This is a genomic window from Mycolicibacter heraklionensis (assembly GCF_019645815.1).
Classification (GTDB): domain Bacteria; phylum Actinomycetota; class Actinomycetes; order Mycobacteriales; family Mycobacteriaceae; genus Mycobacterium; species Mycobacterium heraklionense.
Genome location: NZ_CP080997.1, coordinates 4,220,133 through 4,239,933 on the forward strand (window position 1 = coordinate 4,220,133; position 19,801 = coordinate 4,239,933).

A 19,801-nucleotide genomic window follows, 5' to 3' on the forward strand; every position below is an offset into this window, starting at 1 on the left:
TATGTGCTCTGGACCCAAGCAAGGACTCGCACTGCCGGCCAACGTCGACCTGGAGAAGGAGACCGTGATCACCGGTCGCGTGGTGGACAGCTCCGGTGCGTCCGTCGGCGGCGCGTTCGTGCGGCTGCTGGACTCCTCGGACGAGTTCACCGCTGAGGTCGTCGCCTCGGCCACCGGTGACTTCCGGTTCTTCGCCGCTCCAGGCGCCTGGAGGGTGCGCGCCCTGTCCTCGGCCGGTAACGGTGACGCCGTGGTGACCCCCTCCGGGGCGGGCATCCACGAGGTCGACATCAAAGTCGCCTGACGACTCGCGATAGACTCCCTCCCGTGGTGTTGTTCTTCGAGTTGATGCTGGTGGCGGCGACTGGCCTGATCACCTGGTTCGCGCTGTACACGCTGTATCGGCTGATCACCGACGAGATGTGAGTGCCTCCGACGGGGGCGCGCCGGGTGACGGTGAGCGCCAGGTCGACCGGGGTTCCGGCGACCGCGCGGTAGCCGCCGCCGCTGAGCGTGCCAAGCAGACCGCGGCACGCAACATCCCGGTCTTCGATGACCTGCCGTTCAGCGATACCGCCAACCTGCGCGAGGGCGCGAACCTGCACGACGCCCTGTTGGCGCTGCTGCCCTTGGTCGGGGTGTGGCGTGGTGAGGGTGTCGGCCACGGGGCGCACGGCGACTACCGGTTCGGTCAGCAGATCGTGGTGTCCCACGACGGCGGCGACTACCTGAACTGGGAAGCGCGGTCCTGGCGGATGGCCGACGACGACGAAGCATGCGAACCGGCCCTGCGCGAGACCGGCTTCTGGCGGTTCGTGAACGATCCGGACGACCCCGACGAGTCCCAGGCCATCGAACTGCTGCTGGCGCACTCCACCGGCTACGTGGAGCTGTTCTATGGCCGCCCGCACGGCCCGGCCTCCTGGGAGCTGGTCACCGATGCGCTGGCGCGCAGCAAATCGGGGGCACTGATCGGCGGGGCCAAGCGGCTGTACGGAATCGTCGAGGACGGCGACCTGGCCTACGTCGAGGAGCGGGTGAACGCCGACGGCGAGCTGGTGCCGCACCTGTCGGCCCGGTTGTCCCGCTTCGTGGGCTGATCCTTTGCGATGACTCTGCGCTGAGGGCGGGCGCTTCTCGCACTCTTGCGCCGTGGCCGCAGAGTCAACGCCGTCAGTGGCCGATCGCGGTGTCGACCAGTCCGGCGAATTCCTCCTCGGGCACCCGCGGGTGCAGTGCCCGGCCGTCCAAGGTGTGCACCCGCGCCGCCAGGGTGATGCTGGAGACCAGCCAAATATCCTGCGCCGCAGCCAGGTCCGCTGGCCGCAACGGGGTGTACTCGCATTGGTAGCCCGCGCCGCGGGCCACCTCGAACAGCGCCTCCTGGGTGGTGCCGCGCAGGATCGGGTGGGACAACGGCGGGGTGATGAGCCGTCCGGGTTCCACCAGCACCACCGTGGAGCGCGGCCCCTCCAAGACGAAGCCGTCAGAGCTGATGAAGATGACGTCGTCGGCGCCCTGTTTCGCGGCGTACCGCAGCGCCGCCATGTTCACCGCGTAGGACAGCGTCTTGGCGCCGGCCAGCAGCCACGGCATCTCCAGCCCCTGCGTCGACAGACCACGGTCCAAGGTCACCACAGCCACGCCCTCACGGCGCGCGTCCGCGATACGTTCCGGCAGCGGAGTCAGCATCACGTATGCGGTTGGTGCCGAGCCGTTTTCCCGACCCCGGCTGTAGATCATCCGCAGCGCGCCCTCGCCCGTCCCGGCCCACTGCCGCACCGCCTCGTCGACGGCGCGGCGCCAGTCGTCGAGGTTCGGAGCGGGCAGGTCCATCAGCTCGGCGGATCGCGCCAGTCGCCGCAGGTGGGCGTCGAGCAGGCAGGCGGCGCCGTCGCGCACCAGCAGCGTCTCGAAGACCCCGTCGCCGCGCAGCGCGGCCAGGTCGTCGGCGTGCAGCAGCGGGGAGTCGGCCGCAGCGAGCCCGCCGCCCACGGTGACGATCGTCATGACGCTGTCTTCCACATCGGCCTCGGCTGCCATGGACCGTGAGCGTAGCGGCTCCGTAGAGTTGACACGTGTCCGCCGTCCCCGCACCCGATTCCGGCCCCGACGCGGGCGCCATCTGGCACTACGGCGACCCGTTCAGTGAGCAGCGCAGCGCCGAAACCGCCGCCGTGCTGGTGGATCGCTCCCACCGGGCGGTGCTCTCGCTGAGCGGCGCGGACCGCAAGACGTGGCTGCACAGTCTGTCGACGCAGCACGTCGCCGATCTTCCCGACGGCGCCAGCACCGAGAACCTGACCTTGGACGCCAAGGGGCACATCCAGAATCACTGGATCCAGACCGATCGCAGCGAGCGGACCTACCTCGACACCGAGCCGTGGCGGGGCGCGCCCTTGGCCGAACACCTGCGCAAGATGGTGTTCTGGGCGGACGTCACCGTCACCGAGCCGATCGATCTCGCGGTGCTGTCGCTGCTGGGTCCCGACCGGGATGCCCCGGCCGTCCTCGACGCGCTGGGGCTGGCCGCACCGCCCGGGGCTACCGCGGTACCGCTTCCGGATTCCGAGGGTTTCGTTCGACGAACGCCCGGCCACGACACGCTGGAACTGCTGGTACCGCGCGCCGACAAGAGCGGGTGGCAGCGTCGGCTGACCCAGGCGGGGGTGCGCCCCGCCGGAATATGGGCCTACGAAGCCGCCCGGGTGGCCGCGCGGCGCCCGCGGCTGGGCGTGGACACCGACGAGCGCACCATTCCGCACGAGCTGAACTGGATCGGCGGGCCCGGCGTCGGCGCGGTGCACCTGGACAAGGGGTGCTACAGCGGGCAGGAGACCGTCGCACGGGTGCACAACCTGGGCAAACCGCCCCGGATGCTGGTGCTGCTGCACCTGGATGGATCGGTGGACCGGCCCGGGACCGGAGATCCGGTCACCTCGGGCGGGCGCCCGGTGGGCCGGCTGGGCACGGTGGTGGACCATTTCGAACTGGGTCCGATCGCGCTGGCACTGCTCAAACGCGGACTTCCGGCCGACACTCCGCTGCTGACCGGCGCCGAGTCCGAGGTCAGTGCGGTGATCGACCCGGAATCCATGCCGCCGCCGGATGTGCGGGGCGCGGGGCGGCTCGCCGTTGACCGGCTACGGGGCCGGCTTTGATCGTGGTCACACCGGCACAGGCCAGGTCGGCAGCTCCCCGATCGGCACGGTAAGCTGTCGGCAGGACAATAAACACATTCAGATCGGAGCCGCCTGCTTGTTGGGCCGCTCCGTTATTGCGCGAGGGGGTCCCCCCATGGGCCGCGGCCGGGCTAAGGCGAAGCAGACCAAGGTTGCTCGAGAGCTGAAATACAGCTCACCGTCGACCGATTTCACCCAGCTCCAACGTGAGCTGGCTGGGGCTGAGGTCAACGACTCCGATGGTGACGACTCGTGGAACGGCGACGACGACTGGCGCCGCTGAGCGCCCACGCGTGACGCCGGTCCGCATTGGACCTGATCGGCACGGTAGGGCCTAGAACCTCGGGTGCTCCCCGACGAGCCTGGCCCCGTCTCCCGGTTCCGTCTTCTTCCCCGGCTTGGCCACTGTGCCGAGCGGCCAGCAGTCGACGTGGCGGGCGGTCAAGATCGCCAGCGCGCGGTCGGTGTCCTCCGGCGCGACGACGGCAACCATGCCGACCCCCAGGTTGAACGTCTTCTCCATCTCCGCGCGGCTCACCCGTCCGCGCTGGGCGATCATCGCGAACACCGGAGCCGGAGTCCAGGTACCACGGTCCACCTCGGCGATCAGCCCGTCGGGGATGACGCGGGCCAGGTTGCCGGCCAAGCCGCCGCCGGTCACGTGGCAGAAGGTGCGCACCTGCGTCTCGGCGGCCAGCGCCAGGCAGTCCTTGGCGTAGATGCGAGTCGGCTCGAGCAGTTCCTCACCCAGAGTGCGGCCGAATTCCTCGACATGGCCGGCCAGATTCATCCGGTCGATGTCCAGCAGCACCGCACGCGCCAGCGAGTAGCCGTTGGAGTGCAGGCCCGACGAGCCCATCGCGATCAGCACGTCACCGGGCCGGACCCGGTCCGGTCCGAGCACGTCGTCGGCCTCCACCACGCCGACGCCGGTCGCGGAGATGTCGTAGTGATCGGGTTCCATCAGGCCGGGGTGCTCGGCGGTCTCCCCGCCCAGCAGCGCGCAGCCGGCCTGCACGCAACCCTCGGCGATCCCGGAGACGATCGCCGCGACCCGCTCCGGCACGGTGCGGCCGACGGCGATGTAGTCCTGCAGGAACAGCGGCTCGGCGCCACACACCACCAGGTCGTCGACGACCATGGCGACCAGATCGATGCCGACGGTGTCGTGTTTGTCCAACGCCTGGGCGATCGCCAGCTTGGTGCCCACGCCGTCGGTGGAGGACGCCAACAGCGGCTCACGGTAGTCGTTGCGCAGAGCGAACAGGCCGGCGAAGCCGCCGAGCCCACCCCGCACCTCGGGCCTGGTGGCCTTGGCGGCCAACGGTTTGAACAACTCGACGGCCCGGTCACCGGCGTCGATGTCCACTCCTGCCGATGCGTAGGTAACGCCCTGGGAGCTTGATTCTGCTGAGGTCATCGCGGTAAAGGCTACCGGTCGCCGACTGTGGACGGTATCGCGCTCGACTTTGCGGTCTCAGAGCCGGTTGTGGCGCACCTGGTTGAACGGCACGCCGCGGTCGGCGGCGTACTCCCGGGGCAGGCCCAGAACCCGTTCGGCGATGACATTGCGCGCCATCTCGTCGCTGCCGCCACCCAGCCCCACGGTCTGTCGCGACAGATACCGGCGGCCCGCCCTGAGCAGGTGCGCCTCGTCGTCCACCACGGCCAACGGCCCGGCGACCGCCATTGCGGTGTCAACCTCCAGGTAGGTGACATCGGAGTGGAACAGCCGGATGATCGAGGCCGCGGCGGGCGGAAGTGCACCGCTGCGCATGCCGCGGCCGGCGTAGTCGATGAGCGTGTCGCGCACCATGCGCCGGGCCAGCACCCGACCGATCTGGTCCTGGGTCAGCGGGTCGTCCGCGGCGCCGGCGTCGCACGCCAGGGTCAGGAAGTCGCCGGCGGCCATCTCGGTGCGTTCGGGGCCTCGCCCGCTGGCGAACTCCGAACCCTGCCCCACCGCCCGACGCTCGTGGTAGAGCAGCCGCGAAGCGACGTCCCAACCCTTGTTCACCTCACCGACGACCGCGTCTGCCCCCAGCCGCAACCCGTCGAAGAACTCCTCGCAGAACTCGTTGGAGCCGTCCACCTGCTCGATGCGGCGCAGGGTGACGCCGGGTGCGTCGATCGGCACCAGGAACATCGTCAGCCCGTCGTGCTTGGGCACCGTCGAATCGGTGCGGGCCAGCAGCAGCCCGAAGTCGGCGGCGAACGCACTGGTGCTCCACGTCTTGGCCCCGCTGACCAACCAGTCGTCGCCGTCCGGCTCGGCGCGGGTGATCAGGCCGGCCAGGTCGGACCCGCCGCTCGGCTCCGAGAGCAGCTGCACCAGCACCTCGTCGCCACGCAGCGCGGCGCTGATGTGGCGACGCTTCTGCTCCGCACTGCCGGTGTCGAGCAGCGTGGCGCAGCAGATCGTGAAGGTCGGGACGTTGAGGATCAGCGGCATCTCGTAGCCGGCGGACTCGGCGTCGAAGGCCTTCTGGTAGCTGATGTCCAGACCGAGACCGCCGTATTCGCGCGGGAAGCAGATCCCGGCGAAGCCGCCGTCGTACAGCCGCCGCTGCAGTTCACGTGCGCGTTGCCAGGCGGCGTCGTCGTCGCGCCCATTGCGAGGCGGGTGCCGCGGGTCCAAGCGCGGCATGTTGGCGGCCAACCAGTCACGCGCCGACGCGGCGAAGGCTTCGACGGTGATGTCGGTCATGCGGCCGGCTCCGTGCTGCGGGCGGCCGCATAAATGGCCCGGTGGTGCTCGGCGGGAGTACCGAGCAGGTTCCGGTACAGGGTGGCCCGGCGCAGATACAGGTGCAGGTCGTGTTCCCAGGTGACCCCGATTCCGCCGTGCAGTTGCACGCACTCCTGAATCAGCCGACCGGCGTGTTCGCCGAGATAGGACTTGGCGGCCCCGGCCCACATCGCCGCGTCGGGATCACGCGCGGGCACCTTGTCCACGGCGCCGGCGGTGATCGCGCGGCAGGCATGCAGCCACATGGTCATGTCTGCGAGCCGGTGTTTGATCGCCTGGTAGGACGCCAGCGGCCGACCGAAGCTGTACCGGTCGCGGGCCCACGCCACGGTCATGGTCATGACGGCGTCCAGGATCCCGACGGTTTCGGCGCACACCAGCACGATCCCGACCTGAGTCTGCCGGTCGATCAGTGCGGCGGTCTGTGCCGCGGTGCCCACCACCGCGGACGCGTCGATCTCGGTGTCGCTGAACTCGATCCGCGCGTACTGCTTCACCAGATCGATGCCGGGCTGCGGCGCCACCTGCACTCCGGCGCTGTCGGTGCGGACCAGGAACTGGCGCACCGCACCGTCATCGGTACGCGCACCGATCAGCACCAGGTCCGCACGGTCGGCGGCCTCCACCCGATCTTTGACCCCGTTGAGCCGGTAGCCGCCGACCGTCCTCGTCGCGGTCAGGCCCGGTTGCTGGGGACGAAAGGCCCGGCCGGGTTCGTCGGCGGCCCAGGTCGCCACCATCTCCCCCGCGATCAGCGCGGCGATGCTCTGCGCGTGAATGCCCCGGTTGTCGGCGTCGACAAGACCGGCCAGCACCACGCTCACCGGGTTCAGCGGCCCGGCGGCTACGGTGCGTCCGATCTCCGTGGCGATCGCGGCCAGGTCGCGCAGGCCGCAGCCCGAGACGCTGCCGCCGCCCAGTTCCTCGGGCACCAGCAGGCCGGCCCAACCGAGTTCGGTTGCCTGCCGCCACCATGCGGCGTCATAGGATCCGCCCCGCGCGTGCAGGTCGCGGTAGTCGCTCAGCGCCGCGGTCTTGTCCAGGAATGCGCGCGCCGTAGCGACAAACAGCTCGCTCTCCGTTGACAGCCCGGTCATGTCGTCTCCTCCTGAACCAACGGCGGGTCACCGGATGGGCTCGTCGCCGAGCACCGTGGTGCGCAGCATCTCGCGGGGAGAATCGGGGTCATAGGGAGCGGCCCGGTGCAACACACCGCGGTTGTCCCAGATGACGGTGTCGCCCACCGACCAGTGGTGACGATAGACCCGGTCGGCCGAGGTGGCACGCTGCAGCAGTTCATCCAGCAGCGCGCGGCCCTCGTCGAGACCCATCCCGACGACATAGTCGGTGGAGGCGCCCAGCACCAGCGATCTGCGGCCGTTGCGGTGCGTCCACACCAGCGGGTGTTCATGGGTGGGCCGGGCCCGCCAGCGGGCCAGCTCGTCCGGCGACGGATCGGGGGTGACGCGGCGCTGGGACGCCTCCAGCGAGTGCACCACGCGAAGCCCACGAAAGCGTTCCTTCTCGTCGCCGGTGAGCAGGTCGTAGGCGGCGTACGAGCTGGCGAATTCGGTTTCCCCGCCCCGCTCGGCGACCTGCACCGCCGAGAGCACGGTGGCCTTCTGCGGGTATTCGTCGCCGGTTGGTGTGCACCCGTCGATGTGCCAGTCGAAGGTGGCGCGCAGGTAACTCGCCGAGGAGTTCTTGGCGTGGTTCAGCGTGACCGGGTAGATGCCCGCGACCTCGTGGTGGCCGTCCGAGGAGTGGTCGACACTGCCGAGGCGCCCACAGAACGCGACCTGGGAGCGGGGGTCGATACCCAAGCCGCGGAAGACCAGAACTCCGTTGTCCTCCAACGCCTCGAGCACCGCAGCACCCAAGCCCTCGTCGGCGGACAGGCGCTCTGGATCGACGCCTGTGACCTCGGCACCGACCGAGGACGTCAGCTTATTGATGGTGAGCAGACTCATCGGTCTGTCCTTTCTGACAAGGGTTTTGGCTCCTGCGACCGCTACGGAACCGGCCAGCCGGTGCGGACCATGACGGCGTCGGCGGCATCGACGGGTGCGGGCTGACCCATGATCTCCACCGCCATGGCCACCATCACCAGCGAATAGATCAGGTGCAGCAGGTTCAGGGCGTCCTCGGGCAGCTCGTCGAGCGGGAACTTGTCGCAGTAGTCGATCGCGTCCTCCAGCCTCGGGAAGAATGCGTCATAGAACTCCCGCAGCTCCGGGATGGTGCTGGCCAGCCGCTGGTTGAAGCGTTCGGTTTCGGTTGGCAAACACCAGGTTTCGGCGAACTTCTCGAGTTCGGCGAAGGCACTCGGCAGCCGCGCGGCGGTCATCGCACCGCTCCCGCACCGGCAGGGTCGCGCCGGTAGTCGTCCACCCAGTCGACGACCACCTTGTGCAGGTGGCGGACCAGGATCTCCTGATCGTTGAGCGGAAAGTCGTCGACGACACCGTATTCCAGCGCCGCCTGGGTGCCGCCGAGCATGCCCGCGTCCTGCAGCGCGAACTCTTTGAGCACCACCGAGGCGACCTCGTGCTCGATGCGTTCACGCACGGTGCGCGCCGGATGGAAGTAGGTGTGGGCCTCGAACCGGTGGGTGTTGTGTGAGGTGGGCCAGTACCGGTAGAGCAGGTACCAGCCGCCGTAGATGAGGATCTCGGTGTTGGGGAAGATCTGGAAGTTGCTGATCCCCCACGGCTCGATACCGCCGGGATTCACCCCGGCCGGCAGCTCACCGATGTCGGGCGTTTCCCAGGGACCGACCAGCCCGCTGCGGGTGGCCCGCTCGATCGGGTACATGTATTCCGGGGGCAGCAGCCATCGGCGGCGGCCGGCGGTGGACACCAACCGGTGCGGGCCGTCGAGCTGGAAATGCCCGCAGGTGAAACCGGCACCGGGCACCCGCACCTGGGCGGGCACCTGCTGGGAGTGCAGCGCCGGCACGTGGTAGTACTCCTGGAACGCGTCGGCGAAGATCTTCCAGTTGCTGTTGTTGTGGGCCACCCAGTCATAGCGTTCGGTCAGTTTCGCGAATGGGTAGCCATCGAGGCCGGTGATCATCGGCCCGAGGAATTCCCGTAGACCCTGGCGCGGCTCGTCGTCGAGGTTGACGAAGATGAAGCCGTTCCAATCCTCGCAGTGCACTCCGATCAGGTCGCGGGCGTCGGCGTCGTCGAAGCCCTGGGTTCGGCGGCAGCGTTTGCAGGTGATGGCCTCACCTTGTCCAGACGTTTCGCGATCCGGGAAGTCGTGCCAGGCCAGTTTGGTCGCGCACCGCGGGCAGATGTTGTGAAACGCCCGGATCCCGCCGTCGGTGTGGAGGAGAAGGATGGAGGCTCGGGCGGCTTCGATTTCCTTGGTGGCATAGCAGCCGTGCTGGGGCAGTTCTTCGACGCGGCCGATGTTGAGCCAGGCGCGTTTGAACACCGCTTCGCGTTCCAGCTCGAAGAACTCGGGTGACGTGGAGTCGGCGAACGAAACCGGACCGGTGCCCAGTTCCGGGTAGTGCTCGGTCCAGGAACCCTCCGCAGTCCGCCCGGATCGCGCCGAAAACTGTGCTGTCACAACACCGCTCCTCCGTTGACACCGAGTACCTGGCCGGTGATGAAGCCGGCCTCCTCCGAGCACAGGAATCCGACTGCCGCGGCGATGTCCGCCGCGGTGCCCAGCCGGCCCATGGGGATGTTGGCGGCGATCTGTTCGTTCGACGGCAGATATCCGGCCGCTTGGCCCTGGTGCTGCATGGGTGTCTCGATGCCCGACGGCGGGATGTTGTTGACCGTGATGCCGTGGGCGGCGTACTCGCGAGCCAGCGACTTGGTCAGCGTGATGACCGCCCCTTTGGATGCCGCGTAGTGCGCGGCGAACGGCGATCCGCGCTGCGCGCTGGAGGAGGAGATCATCACGATGCGTCCCCACCCGGCGGCGACCATGTCCGGCAGCGCGGCCTGACAGCAGTGGAACGTCCCGGTCAGGTTGACGTCGATGATCCGCGCCCACGCCTGCGGGGTGATGTCGGCGAAGGCCGAGTAGCCGAAGAGTCCGGCGCTGGTGACCAGCGCGGCGACCGGCCCGAGTTCGCTGCGCACTTTGGCGAAGGCTTCGTCGACGGCGGTTCGATCGGTGACGTCGGCTTCGACACCCAGCGCGGTTACCCCGCGGCCCCGCAGGTCGTCGGCAACCCGCTGCGCGGCTTGACCATTGACGTCCAGAGCAGCGACCCGATAGCCGCGCCGGCCCAGTTCGTGGCAGGTGGCCTCGCCCATGCCCGATCCTCCGCCGGTGACCACAGCGACCCGCTGCGGCACCCCTGCAGTCATGGCATCCCCTTCGGCGTCGATCGGCGAATCGCAACCCTGGACGGCATCGCCGGCAATATTATCAAGTACTTGTCATTGTCCTCAAGTGGTGGATATCCAGCCCTGCGGCCGTCGTCAGGGCAGCTTGATCATTGCGACGTACATCGCCACCGCCGGCCGGTAGAGGTCAATCCCGTCGAGCTCGCTGGCCAGCACGGCGGAGTCGCTGGTGGCGACCAGCACCTGCGCCAGGGTGAGGGCCGGGATCAGCAGGGTTCCCCCGAGCCGTTCGACGCCCTCGACGATGAATTTCGCCAGCTGCTCGACGACCTCGGCCCGCTTGGCGGCGACGCGGGCCCGGGCTTCGGGGTTGCGCAGCAGATACAGCGTGAACTCGTACCCGAGCGCCGCATGCTCGGCTCCGCGGTCCCGGCTCAGTCGTTGCCAGCGCTCGGCGATGTCGTCGAGCTCACGCACCCCCACCTGCGTCGCGTTCGCCATCACCTCGGCGAAGTTCTCGAAGTACCGGCGCCAGTAGCGATCACTGACCGCCAGGAAGAGTTCGTCCTTGGCCGCGAAGTGCTTGTAGATGGCGCCCTTGGTATAGCCGGCCGCCTGGGCGATGTCATCGAGAGTCGCAGTGGTGAAACCTTTTTCGGCGAAGACTTCCTCGGCGGCGTCCAGCAGCAGCGACCGCGTGCGCTCAAGCCGGCGCTCGCGGGTCCACTGCTCCACCATGGCCCGAATTGTCCCACAGAATCTTCGATACCTATTGGCATCCCAGATACCGATGAGTATATTAGCCGGGGCTGGGCCACCCCGGAAGGAGACCGCGCGATGAGTAGCGGATTGTCGATCCACCAGGCCGGGTCCGTCCCTACCGGGCCGGAGCCCGGCGGCCACGTCGACGGCGGGCCGATCAGGGTGTGGGCGGCGGTCGGCGGAGCACTGCTGACACTGCAGCTGTACGTGTGGGCCCGGTGGATCACCGGGCCCTTTTTCGAGCGCGTCCCCGGCGGGCCGAACGATCCGCCGCTGTACATGAAGGTGCCCCTGATGGCCAACGCCATCGTGCTCTGGGTCGGCCTGCCGGTAGCCGTGTGGTGGTTCTTCGTCCGTCCGTGGCGCCGCGAGCGCAGAATCACGTTGGACGGCTTGCTGTTTGTCTCCATGGGCCTGATGTTTTTCCTGGATCCGTTGCTCAACTACTTCAACACCTGGTGCACCTACAACACCTGGCTGTTCAACCGGGGTTCGTGGACATCGCATATCCCCGGCTGGGTATCGCCCGAGGAGCCCGGCCGCCAGGTGGCCGAACCCCTGCTGACGAATATCCCGGGATACGCCTACGGCGTTTTGCTGATCACCATCGCCGGGTGCTGGATCATGGGAAAGATCAAGGCGCGCTGGCCCTCCGTCAGCAACCTGCGGCTCATTGCCGTCATCTACGCGATCTCGATCGTGTTCGACTTCGTCATGGAGGGCTTGGTCCTGCTGCCGATCGGTTTCTACACCTACCCGGGCGCCATCCGGTCGGTGTCGATCCATGCCGACACCTACTACCAATGGCCCCTCTACGAAGGCCTGATGTGGGGCGCGGTCCAGGCGGCACTGTGTTCGCTGCGTTTCTTCACCGACGACCACGGGCGCACCGTCGTCGAACGAGGTCTCGACCACGTGCGAGGCGGCTTGGCTCGTCAGCAGTTCACCCGGTTCCTGGCGATCTTCGCCGGAGTCAGCGCGTGCTTCTTCGTGCTCTACATGGTTCCTGCGCAATGGATCGCCCTGCACTCCGACCCTTGGCCGGCCGACCATCAGAAGCGGTCGTACTTCACCGGCGGGATCTGCGGCGACGGCACCGATCGGCCCTGCCCGAATCCTGTTCTGCCGCTGCCGACCAACCGATCCGGCTACATCGACGTCGACGGCAGGTTGGTGATGCCCAACGGTGTCGACCTACCAGCCGTGGTGCCCTTTGAGCGCGACGACAACGGAACGTCATGACCGCCAACGCAACCCAGGACGTGTACTACGACCCGTGGGACGTCGCCCTCAACGCCGACCCCTATCCGATGTTCGCACGGCTGCGGGCCGAAGTGCCGCTGTACTACAACGAAGTTCACGACTTCTACGCCGTGAGCCGGTTCGAGGACGTCAATCAGGCCCTGATCGACCACAAGACCTTCAGCTCGGCCCGCGGTGTGGTGTTGGAGATCCTCAAGTCCGGCATCGAGATCCCGCCGGGCATGCTGATCTTCGAGGACCCGCCAATCCATGACATCCACCGCAGCCTGTTGGCCCGAGCTTTCACGCCGCGCAAGATCAATTCACTCGAAGCCGCCATCCGTGATTTCACCGTCCGATGCCTGGACCCGTTGATCGGCGCCGACCGAATCGATTTCGTCACCGACCTCGGCGCGGTGATGCCGCTGCGGGTGGTGGGCATGCTGTTCGGCATTCCGGAGGACTACCAGCGGCGCGTTCAACAAGACGGCGACAAGCATCTGCGCACCCAGCGCGGCGGGCAGTTGACCGACAACCCCGGCGGCGCACTCACCGACGGGGAGGTCTTCGCCGACTTCATCGACTGGCGCATGAACCATCCGGCCGACGACCTGACCACCGAGCTCCTGCAAGTCGAGTTCACTGACGAGACCGGCAGCACGCGGCGCTTACGCCGCGAGGAGTTGCTGATGTTCATGAACGTCGTCGCCGTGGCCGGCGCCGAGACCACCACCCGACTGATCGGCTGGACCGGCAAGTTGCTGTCCCAGCACCCCGATCAACGCCGGCTCCTCGCCGGCGACCGCTCTCTGCTGGGGAATGCTGTTGAGGAGATCCTGCGCTGCGAACCGCCGGCGCTGCAGGCCGCGCGCTACGTCACGCGCGACGTCGAGTTCCACGGCCGGGTGGTCCCAGCCGGGGCCGCCATACTGACCCTGATCGGCGCGGCCAACCGCGATGAGCGCCGGTTCGGAGCGACTGCCGAGTCCTTCGACGTCACCCGGGCACCGGGGCAACACCTCACCTTCGGGGTCGGCGCCCACTACTGCCTTGGCAACGCCCTGGCCCGTCTCGAAGGCCGGATCGCCCTCGATGAAATCCTCAACCGCTTCCCGGACTGGGAGGTCGATCTCGACGCTGCGATCTTCTCGTCCTCCTCAGCCGTCCGCGGTTGGGACAGTATGCCCGCGCGGGTCGGGAGTGTGTGACGTCGTCCTCAGGGCTCCACATGGTCGGCGAACAGGGTGTGGCCGGTGCCCTGCTCCACGACACGAGCCAGCAGACCTCGCAGGGTCTCCTGCTCGTCGGATGTCAATACGCCGAATACCCGGTCGTGGGCGGCGATCGCGTCGGTGACGGCCGCCGAAGTCACCGCGCGCCCCTCATCGGTCAGGTAGGCCCGCAGGATGCGGCCGTGGCGGGGATCCTGCTTGCGTTCGACCAGGCCGCTGCGCTCGAGCGCACTCAACGCAAGTTGCACCCCCTGCGGGGTGATAAGCAGCCGACGGGCCAGTTCGGCGCCGGACAGACCGGGTTCGCCGGCGAGCTGGCGCAACAAACCGATCTGGGCGGTGCTCACGCCGTAAGTGCTGATCGCCTCGTTCACCGTCGTCAGTGAGTAGTAAAAGGCCTGCTTGAGCAGCCACAGGATGTTACCGGTGAGATCCATGCCCTGCTTCCCTATCAACTACTGCGCTTATGGACTCGGCCGTCCTTCATGACAAATCGCACGTCGAGGGTGGTGCTGATGTCCCGGGTCGGGTCACCCGGTACAGCGATGATATCGGCGCGGTAGCCCGGTGCCAGCCGTCCCAGTTCGTGGTCGGCGTCGACAAGTTCAGCGCTGGTGACGGTGGCGGCGCGCAGCGCCTGCACCGGCGTCATGCCACGCTCCACCAGCGCACACAATTCCCTGGCGTTCTGACCGTGCGGGATTGCCGGCGCGTCGGTGCCGCAGGCGATCCGCACGCCGGCCTCGATCGCCCGGGGCAACATGGCTTTGGCCTGCGGGAACACTTCGGCGGCCTTTTTGCGCAGTTCGGGAGCGATTCGGTCGACGGCCAAGGCGTCCGTCAGGTAGGTGGTGGAGACCAGGAAGGTGCCGTGGTCCGCCATCATCGCGAGGGTTTCGTCGGTGGCCAGGAAACCGTGTTCGATGCAGTCGATGCCGGCGCGGATGCAGGCCCGGATCGCGGTGTCGCCGATCGCGTGTGCGGCCACCCGCACCCCGGCCCGATGTGCCTCATCGGCGATCGCGGCCAGTTCGGCGTCGGAGTACTGCTGCGCGCCCGGGGCGGTGCTGTGCGACATCACCCCACCCGAGGCCGACACCTTGATCAGCTTGGCGCCGTGCCGGATCTGGTAGCGCACGCAGGCGGTCACGTCCGGCACGCCGTTGGCGATGCCCTCGGCGACCGACAGCGGCATGACGCCGGGCGCGAGCCGTTGGAAGACCGTCGGATCCAGATGGCCGCCGTAAGGCGTGACGGCGTGGCCGGCGGGATAGATCCGCGGACCGGCATGCCAGCCCTGGTCAATGGCGCGCTGCAGGGCGACGTCGAGCAGGTAACCACCGGTCTTGACCATCAACCCCAAGTTGCGGACGGTGGTGAACCCGGCTTCCAGCGTGGTCTTGGCGTTGACCGCGGCCCGCAACGTGCGGTACGCGGGATCGTCCTGCACGCCGTGCAACGGGGTGGGAAGTCCTTCCGGGCTGCCCGGCCCGCCGATCAGCAGGTTGAGTTCCATGTCCATCAGGCCCGGCAGCAACGTGACGTCGCCGAGGTCGATGTCATCGGCCGAAACCGGTAACGGCACATCGGGATTGACGGAGGTGATCCAGTCACCCTCGATCACGAAAACGGCGGGTGAGCGCACCACCCCGGCGTCGATGTCGAGCCAGCGGGCGGCGCGCAGTACCGAGACCTCACTCACTGGGCCGCTCACGGGAAGGGCTCGGAGATGCACTCGATGACCGCGGCCCCGGAGTCCGGAACGCGCGGCTGCTTCCAGGCTTCGGCCGGAAACGCCACAGTGATCATGGAATACAGCAGGTGCATCAGGTTCAACACATCCTCGGGCATATCGTCGAGGCTGAACTTGTCGCAGTAGGCCAGCGCGTCTTCGGCACGGGCCGTGATGGCGTCGTAGAACGCTTGCATGTCGCGCATGGAACTGCTCAGGCGCTTGGCGTACCGCTCCGGCTCAGAGGGCAGGCACCAATCGGTGAATGGTTCGAGGTCGACGAATTCCTTTGGCAGCATGGCGGACACGGTTCTCACACCTTCGCCGCCGCGCGCTCGTGTTCGGCGATCCACGCGGCGGTCTCGGCGTGGAAGTGCCGGATCAGCACCTCTTGATCGTTGAGCAGAAAGCGGTCCACCACACCGGTGCCGATCATCGTGTGGGTGGCCTCCAACGTACTGGCGTCCTGCAATCCGTACTCCTTGAACGACACCGCCGCCAGTTCTTGGGCGACTCGCTCGCGGGGAGTCCGCGGCTGTGGAAAGTACAGCGTGCCTTCGAAAATGTGCGAGTCGTGCGCGGTGGGCCAGTAGTGATAGGTCAGGTACCAGCCCTGGCCCCAGAACAGGATCGTGAAGTTGGGGAAGATCTGAAACGAATCCAACCCCCACGGATCGCATTTCGCGGGATTGAGGCCGTCGGGCATCGGGCCGATATCCGGCGGGTCCCACGGGCCGAACAACCCGCTCTGGCAGATGTCCTCGATCGGCTTGCGCATCTCGGCCGACATCTCCCAGGCTCGCACCCCCGAGGTGCTCACCAGGCGGTGCGGGCCCTCGATTCGGTAGTGCGGCGCCTCGAAGCCGGCCTGCTCGGCCGCCACCCGAAAGGCCGTCGGCGTCTGATTCCCGTGCAGTACCGGCGCGTGATAGAACTCCTGGAACGCGTCCAGGAAGAGCTTCCAGTTGGAGTTGACCGACGAGCGATATTGCCACCGCGACGTCATACGCCCGAATGGGTAGCCTTCCAAGGCCGTAACCATCGGCCCCAGGAATTCCCGCAGCGACTGCTCCGGGGCGGCGGCGAAGTTGACGAAGATGAATCCTTCCCAGACGTCGCAGTGCACGCCGACCAACCCGTAGCGGCTCTTGTCGAGGTCGAAGAACTCCTCCTCCTGTTGGACGAAGGCCAGGTTGCCGTCCAGGTCGTAGCGCCAGCCGTGGTACTTGCAGGTGAACTGGCGGCAGTTCCCGCTCGTCTCCTCCAACGGCATGGTGTCCCACACCAACTTGTTGCCCCGATGCCGACAGACGTTGTGGTACGCCTTGATCTCGTCAGATCCCGTGCGCACCAAGATGATCGAGGTGTTGACAACCTTCAGTTCCCTGGTGAAGTAGCTGCCCTTTCGCGGAAGCTGTTCTACCCGACCGACGTTCAGCCAGGCACGCCGGAAGATCGCCGCGCGCTCCTTTTCGTACACATCCGGACTGACCGAATCGCGATACGACACCGGTTCGGTACCGAGTTCGGGATAGTGCTGGGTCCAACTGCCCTCGGGCGGCTTGGGAAAACGCGCCACAACCACTCCTGTCCTCACGCCGGGTCACGAGTCTCGTTGGCGCCGACGCTATCGAGTGGCCCGATTAGTGTCAAGTAGTTGATACTTGGGGCCGGAAGCCAGTGTCAGCCGTTACGGAAGAACGGACTTCGGGTTAGGACTGACTCAGCGCAGCGTCGCTGTCGCTCTCGGCCTTGAGCGCGGTGTTGGTCAACATCTGCTCGATCACGTTCTTGCCCAGGGCACTGTCGTGGGGCAGCTCGATCGGGTAGCTGCCATCGAAGCAGGCGCAGCACAGCCGCGATTTGGGCTGCTCGGTGGCCGCGATCATGTCTTCCTGCCCGACGTAGCCGAGGGTGTCGGCGCCGATGGCGCGCCGTACCGCTTCGACCATCTCGGTCTCGTCCTCGACGGCGTTGGCGATCAGCTCGGCCGGCGAGGCGAAGTCGATGCCGTAGAAGCACGGCCACTTCACCGGCGGAGACGCGATCCGCACATGCACCTCCACGGCGCCGGCCTCGCGCAGCATCCGCACCAGGGCGCGCTGGGTGTTGCCCCGCACGATTGAGTCGTCGACGACGATCAGCCGCTTGCCGCGGATGATCTCCCGCAGCGGGTTGAGCTTGAGCCGGATGCCGAGCTGACGGATGGTCTGCGAGGGCTGGATGAAGGTTCGCCCGACGTAGGCGTTCTTGGTCAGGCCCTGCCCATAGTCGATGCCGGACTCCTGGGCGTAGCCCACCGCGGCCGGGGTGCCGGACTCCGGCACGCCGATGACCAGGTCGGCCTCGACCGGGTGTTCACGGGCCAGCCGACGACCGATCTCCACCCGAGTGGCGTGCACCGACCGACCGCCGATGGTGGAATCGGGCCGGGCCAGGTAGACGTATTCGAAGACGCACCCCTTCGGGGTGGGGTTGGCGAATCGGGTGGAGCGCACGCCGTCGGCGTCGATCGCCAGCAGCTCCCCGGGCTCGATGTCGCGGACGAACGAGGCACCGACGATGTCGAGCGCGGCAGTCTCAGATGCCACCACCCAGCCGCGGTCGAGCCGGCCCAGCGACAGTGGCCGCACACCCCATGGGTCGCGGGCCGCGTACAGGGTGTTCTCGTCCATGAAGATCAGGCAGAAGGCGCCGCGCGCCGTCGGGAGCAGCTCCAGCGCCGCCTGCTCCAGGGAGCTGTCGGCGGCCCCGTGCGCCAGCAGCGCGCCCAGGATGTCGGAGTCGGTGGTGGCCACGCCGGGACGGCGGGTGTCGATCAGGCCCAGTTCACGGGCACGACGGGCCAATTCGGCGGTGTTGACCAGGTTGCCGTTGTGACCGAGGGCCACCCCGGTGCCGGCCGCGGTGTTGCGGAACACCGGCTGGGCGTTTTCCCAGGTGGTGTCGCCGGTGGTGGAGTAGCGGCAGTGCCCGACGGCCACGTGCCCGGGCATGGCTGCCAGCGTCTGCTCCTCGAAAACCTGACTGACCAGGCCCAAGTCTTTGAAGACCAGCACTTGCGAGCCGTCGCCGACGGCGATGCCGGCGGCCTCCTGGCCACGGTGTTGCAGCGCATACAGGCCGTAATAAGTGAGCTTCGCTACTTCTTCGCCGGGGGCCCATACGCCGAATACGCCGCACTCTTCACGGGGTGCGTTCTCGAGGTCTACTACCTGCTGGTCCGGCACGTTTCAGCTGCTCCAGGGGGACGGGCCACAGTGACGGTGTTCAGTCTACGGTCAACATCCGTCAAGTTTCACCAACGGCAGCCATTCGGCGATCTCGGCGGCGCGCGAACCGGACAGCCGCAGTTTTCCGGCAGTAGTCGCCTCGCCCGTCTCCAGCAGTCCTGCGGCCAGCAGCAGCCAGCTGCGCGGGTCGGTCTCGACCACGTTGGGCGGGGTGCCGCGGGTGTGCCGCGGCCCGGCGATGCACTGCACCGCGACGAACGGCGGTATCCGCACCTCCACGCTGGCGCCGGGGGCCAGCTCGGCCAGGGTGCGGGCGGTCAGACGGACCGCCGCCGCCAACTCGGCACGCTCGGGGGCCGGCCGGCTTCCGTCACGCAGCCATGCCGCGAGCGCCAGCACCGCTGCGCGGGTCTGCGCCGGGTCCAGCTGCGGACGTGAGCGGGCGGCTGCCATGGGTCAGTCGACTGGGTGTGCGGCAAACCAGTCGAGCAGCAGGTCGGCGAGCCGGTCCGGCTCGGTGTCGGGGATCCAGTGCGAGACGCCCGGCAGTATCTCGAATCGGTAGTCCCCGTCGACGTAGCGGGCCGTGTTGCGAGCCGCCTTGTCCCGCAGTGCGAAATCACGGTCGCTCCACACATACATCGTCGGAACCGAGATGCGCCCGGCGGCGGCCCGTGGCCCCGACAGGGGCAGCGCCCGGTACCAGTTGAGCCCGCCGGTCAACGCTCCCGGTTCGGTCATGGCCCGCGCATCGCGTTCGGCCGCGGCCGCCGGCAGCCCGCCACGCTGCAAGGTTTTGGCCGCCCGGGCGCCGCCGCTGCGCGTCATCAACCATTCCGGCAGCCACGGCAACTGGAAGAAGCCCATGTACCACGAGGCCAGGCCCTGGCGGCTGGTGACGAGCGCCTTCACGAACGCGGCGGGGTGCGGCACCGAGACCGGCGACACGGTGGCGAGCCGTTCGGGCAGTTCGGCTGCGACTCCCCACGCGACCGCGGCACCCCAGTCGTGTCCCACCAGGTGCACGCGCTGCGCGCCGCTGGCGTCGATCAGTGCGCCGATGTCGGCGACGAGTTCGGAGAGGCGATAGTCGCGGCGCCGGGGCGGTCGGGCACCTGGTGAGTAACCGCGCTGGTTGGGCGCCAGGCATCGGTAGCCCGCGGCGGTGAGCCGGTCGATGACGGCGTTCCAGCTGTCGTTGCGCTGCGGGAAGCCGTGCAGCAACACCACCACGGGCCCGTCCGGCGGCCCGGCGTCGCGAACATCGAAGACCAGGCCGTCACGGGTGTATCGCTCCATGGGTGAAGCATCCCGCATGGCGCTGGGCGCCGGTACCCGGCCCCGGCGCCTGAACCC

Annotated in this window: 22 protein-coding genes; 6 read left to right on the forward strand and 16 right to left on the reverse strand. The window is 67.9% G+C overall.

The window, feature by feature from the left end; all coding sequences use genetic code 11:
• Position 1 precedes the first annotated feature (1 nt).
• Both K3U94_RS20060 and K3U94_RS20065 read left to right on the forward strand, forming a co-directional pair.
• The gene (locus K3U94_RS20060) at positions 2-304 is read left to right on the forward strand and encodes a DUF1416 domain-containing protein (RefSeq protein ID WP_046286426.1); all 303 of its coding nucleotides are present in this window, start codon (positions 2-4) and stop codon (positions 302-304) included.
• A gap of 118 nt (positions 305-422) precedes the next feature.
• A complete protein-coding gene (locus K3U94_RS20065; protein ID WP_047318196.1) occupies positions 423-1,100 on the forward strand; it encodes a heme-binding beta-barrel domain-containing protein in 678 nt (225 codons plus the stop codon).
• A 73-nt stretch (positions 1,101-1,173) separates the two neighbouring features.
• Here the strand turns inward: K3U94_RS20065 and K3U94_RS20070 are convergent, their stop codons facing one another.
• A complete protein-coding gene (locus K3U94_RS20070) occupies positions 1,174-2,010 on the reverse strand; it encodes an aminodeoxychorismate lyase (protein ID WP_047318366.1) in 837 nt (278 codons plus the stop codon).
• 68 nt (positions 2,011-2,078) lie between these two features.
• Here K3U94_RS20070 and ygfZ point away from each other — a divergent pair, with 68 nt between their 5' ends.
• Entirely contained in the window at positions 2,079-3,161 is a 1,083-nt protein-coding gene (ygfZ, locus tag K3U94_RS20075) for a CAF17-like 4Fe-4S cluster assembly/insertion protein YgfZ (protein WP_220694812.1), read from the forward strand.
• Between the two features lie 136 nt (positions 3,162-3,297).
• A complete protein-coding gene (locus K3U94_RS20080) occupies positions 3,298-3,465 on the forward strand; it encodes a DUF3073 domain-containing protein (RefSeq protein WP_082133971.1) in 168 nt (55 codons plus the stop codon).
• Positions 3,466-3,516: 51 nt separating this feature from the next.
• Here K3U94_RS20080 and purM read toward each other — a convergent pair whose 3' ends face one another.
• The 8 genes from purM to K3U94_RS20120 all read right to left on the reverse strand — a co-directional run bounded on the left by purM (position 3,517) and on the right by K3U94_RS20120 (position 10,982).
• Complete coding sequence (purM, locus tag K3U94_RS20085) at positions 3,517-4,602, reverse strand: phosphoribosylformylglycinamidine cyclo-ligase (protein ID WP_047318194.1); 1,086 nt, start codon at positions 4,600-4,602, stop codon at positions 3,517-3,519.
• A gap of 57 nt (positions 4,603-4,659) precedes the next feature.
• The gene (locus K3U94_RS20090) at positions 4,660-5,889 is read right to left on the reverse strand and encodes an acyl-CoA dehydrogenase family protein (protein WP_220694813.1); all 1,230 of its coding nucleotides are present in this window, start codon (positions 5,887-5,889) and stop codon (positions 4,660-4,662) included.
• Positions 5,886-7,028, reverse strand: a complete 1,143-nt coding sequence (locus K3U94_RS20095) for an acyl-CoA dehydrogenase family protein (protein ID WP_220694814.1) — start codon at positions 7,026-7,028, stop codon at positions 5,886-5,888. Before K3U94_RS20095 ends, K3U94_RS20090 begins: the two co-directional genes overlap by 4 nt.
• 27 nt (positions 7,029-7,055) lie before the next feature.
• Positions 7,056-7,901, reverse strand: a complete 846-nt coding sequence (locus tag K3U94_RS20100) for a TauD/TfdA dioxygenase family protein (protein WP_220694815.1) — start codon at positions 7,899-7,901, stop codon at positions 7,056-7,058.
• 41 nt (positions 7,902-7,942) lie between these two features.
• A complete protein-coding gene (locus K3U94_RS20105) occupies positions 7,943-8,278 on the reverse strand; it encodes a hypothetical protein (RefSeq protein ID WP_220694816.1) in 336 nt (111 codons plus the stop codon).
• A complete protein-coding gene (locus tag K3U94_RS20110) occupies positions 8,275-9,510 on the reverse strand; it encodes an aromatic ring-hydroxylating dioxygenase subunit alpha (RefSeq protein ID WP_220694817.1) in 1,236 nt (411 codons plus the stop codon). The genes K3U94_RS20105 and K3U94_RS20110 overlap by 4 nt, the downstream gene beginning before the upstream one ends.
• Positions 9,507-10,265, reverse strand: coding sequence for an SDR family NAD(P)-dependent oxidoreductase (locus K3U94_RS20115; protein ID WP_220694818.1), 759 nt, complete (start codon positions 10,263-10,265; stop codon positions 9,507-9,509). The genes K3U94_RS20110 and K3U94_RS20115 overlap by 4 nt, the downstream gene beginning before the upstream one ends.
• Positions 10,266-10,379: 114 nt before the next feature.
• Positions 10,380-10,982, reverse strand: a complete 603-nt coding sequence (locus tag K3U94_RS20120; RefSeq protein WP_047318187.1) for a TetR/AcrR family transcriptional regulator — start codon at positions 10,980-10,982, stop codon at positions 10,380-10,382.
• 99 nt (positions 10,983-11,081) lie between these two features.
• Between K3U94_RS20120 and K3U94_RS20125 the strand changes: the two genes are divergently transcribed.
• Both K3U94_RS20125 and K3U94_RS20130 read left to right on the forward strand, forming a co-directional pair.
• Entirely contained in the window at positions 11,082-12,248 is a 1,167-nt protein-coding gene (locus tag K3U94_RS20125) for a spirocyclase AveC family protein (RefSeq protein WP_220694819.1), read from the forward strand.
• Positions 12,245-13,456, forward strand: a complete 1,212-nt coding sequence (locus tag K3U94_RS20130; RefSeq protein WP_047318185.1) for a cytochrome P450 — start codon at positions 12,245-12,247, stop codon at positions 13,454-13,456. Before K3U94_RS20125 ends, K3U94_RS20130 begins: the two co-directional genes overlap by 4 nt.
• Positions 13,457-13,464: 8 nt before the next feature.
• Here K3U94_RS20130 and K3U94_RS20135 read toward each other — a convergent pair whose 3' ends face one another.
• From K3U94_RS20135 to K3U94_RS20165, 7 genes are all read right to left on the reverse strand, one after another.
• On the reverse strand, positions 13,465-13,917 hold the full coding sequence (locus K3U94_RS20135) for a MarR family winged helix-turn-helix transcriptional regulator (protein WP_047318184.1): 453 nt from the start codon (positions 13,915-13,917) through the stop codon (positions 13,465-13,467).
• 14 nt (positions 13,918-13,931) lie between these two features.
• Positions 13,932-15,182 (reverse strand): metal-dependent hydrolase family protein, encoded by a 1,251-nt coding sequence (locus tag K3U94_RS20140; RefSeq protein ID WP_220696885.1) that lies wholly within the window; start codon positions 15,180-15,182, stop codon positions 13,932-13,934.
• Positions 15,183-15,190: 8 nt separating this feature from the next.
• A complete protein-coding gene (locus K3U94_RS20145) occupies positions 15,191-15,511 on the reverse strand; it encodes a hypothetical protein (protein ID WP_434084937.1) in 321 nt (106 codons plus the stop codon).
• A 14-nt stretch (positions 15,512-15,525) separates the two neighbouring features.
• A complete protein-coding gene (locus tag K3U94_RS20150) occupies positions 15,526-16,791 on the reverse strand; it encodes an aromatic ring-hydroxylating oxygenase subunit alpha (RefSeq protein WP_220694821.1) in 1,266 nt (421 codons plus the stop codon).
• A gap of 133 nt (positions 16,792-16,924) precedes the next feature.
• Positions 16,925-18,442 carry an amidophosphoribosyltransferase gene (purF, locus tag K3U94_RS20155; protein WP_047318182.1) on the reverse strand — a complete coding sequence of 506 codons (1,518 nt, stop codon included), beginning with the start codon at positions 18,440-18,442 and terminating at the stop codon, positions 16,925-16,927.
• Between the two features lie 51 nt (positions 18,443-18,493).
• Positions 18,494-18,898: a sterol carrier family protein gene (locus K3U94_RS20160; protein WP_220694822.1), complete on the reverse strand. Its 405-nt coding sequence runs from the start codon at positions 18,896-18,898 to the stop codon at positions 18,494-18,496.
• Positions 18,899-18,901: 3 nt separating this feature from the next.
• Positions 18,902-19,744 (reverse strand): alpha/beta fold hydrolase, encoded by an 843-nt coding sequence (locus K3U94_RS20165; protein WP_220694823.1) that lies wholly within the window; start codon positions 19,742-19,744, stop codon positions 18,902-18,904.
• Positions 19,745-19,801: the final 57 nt, after the last annotated feature.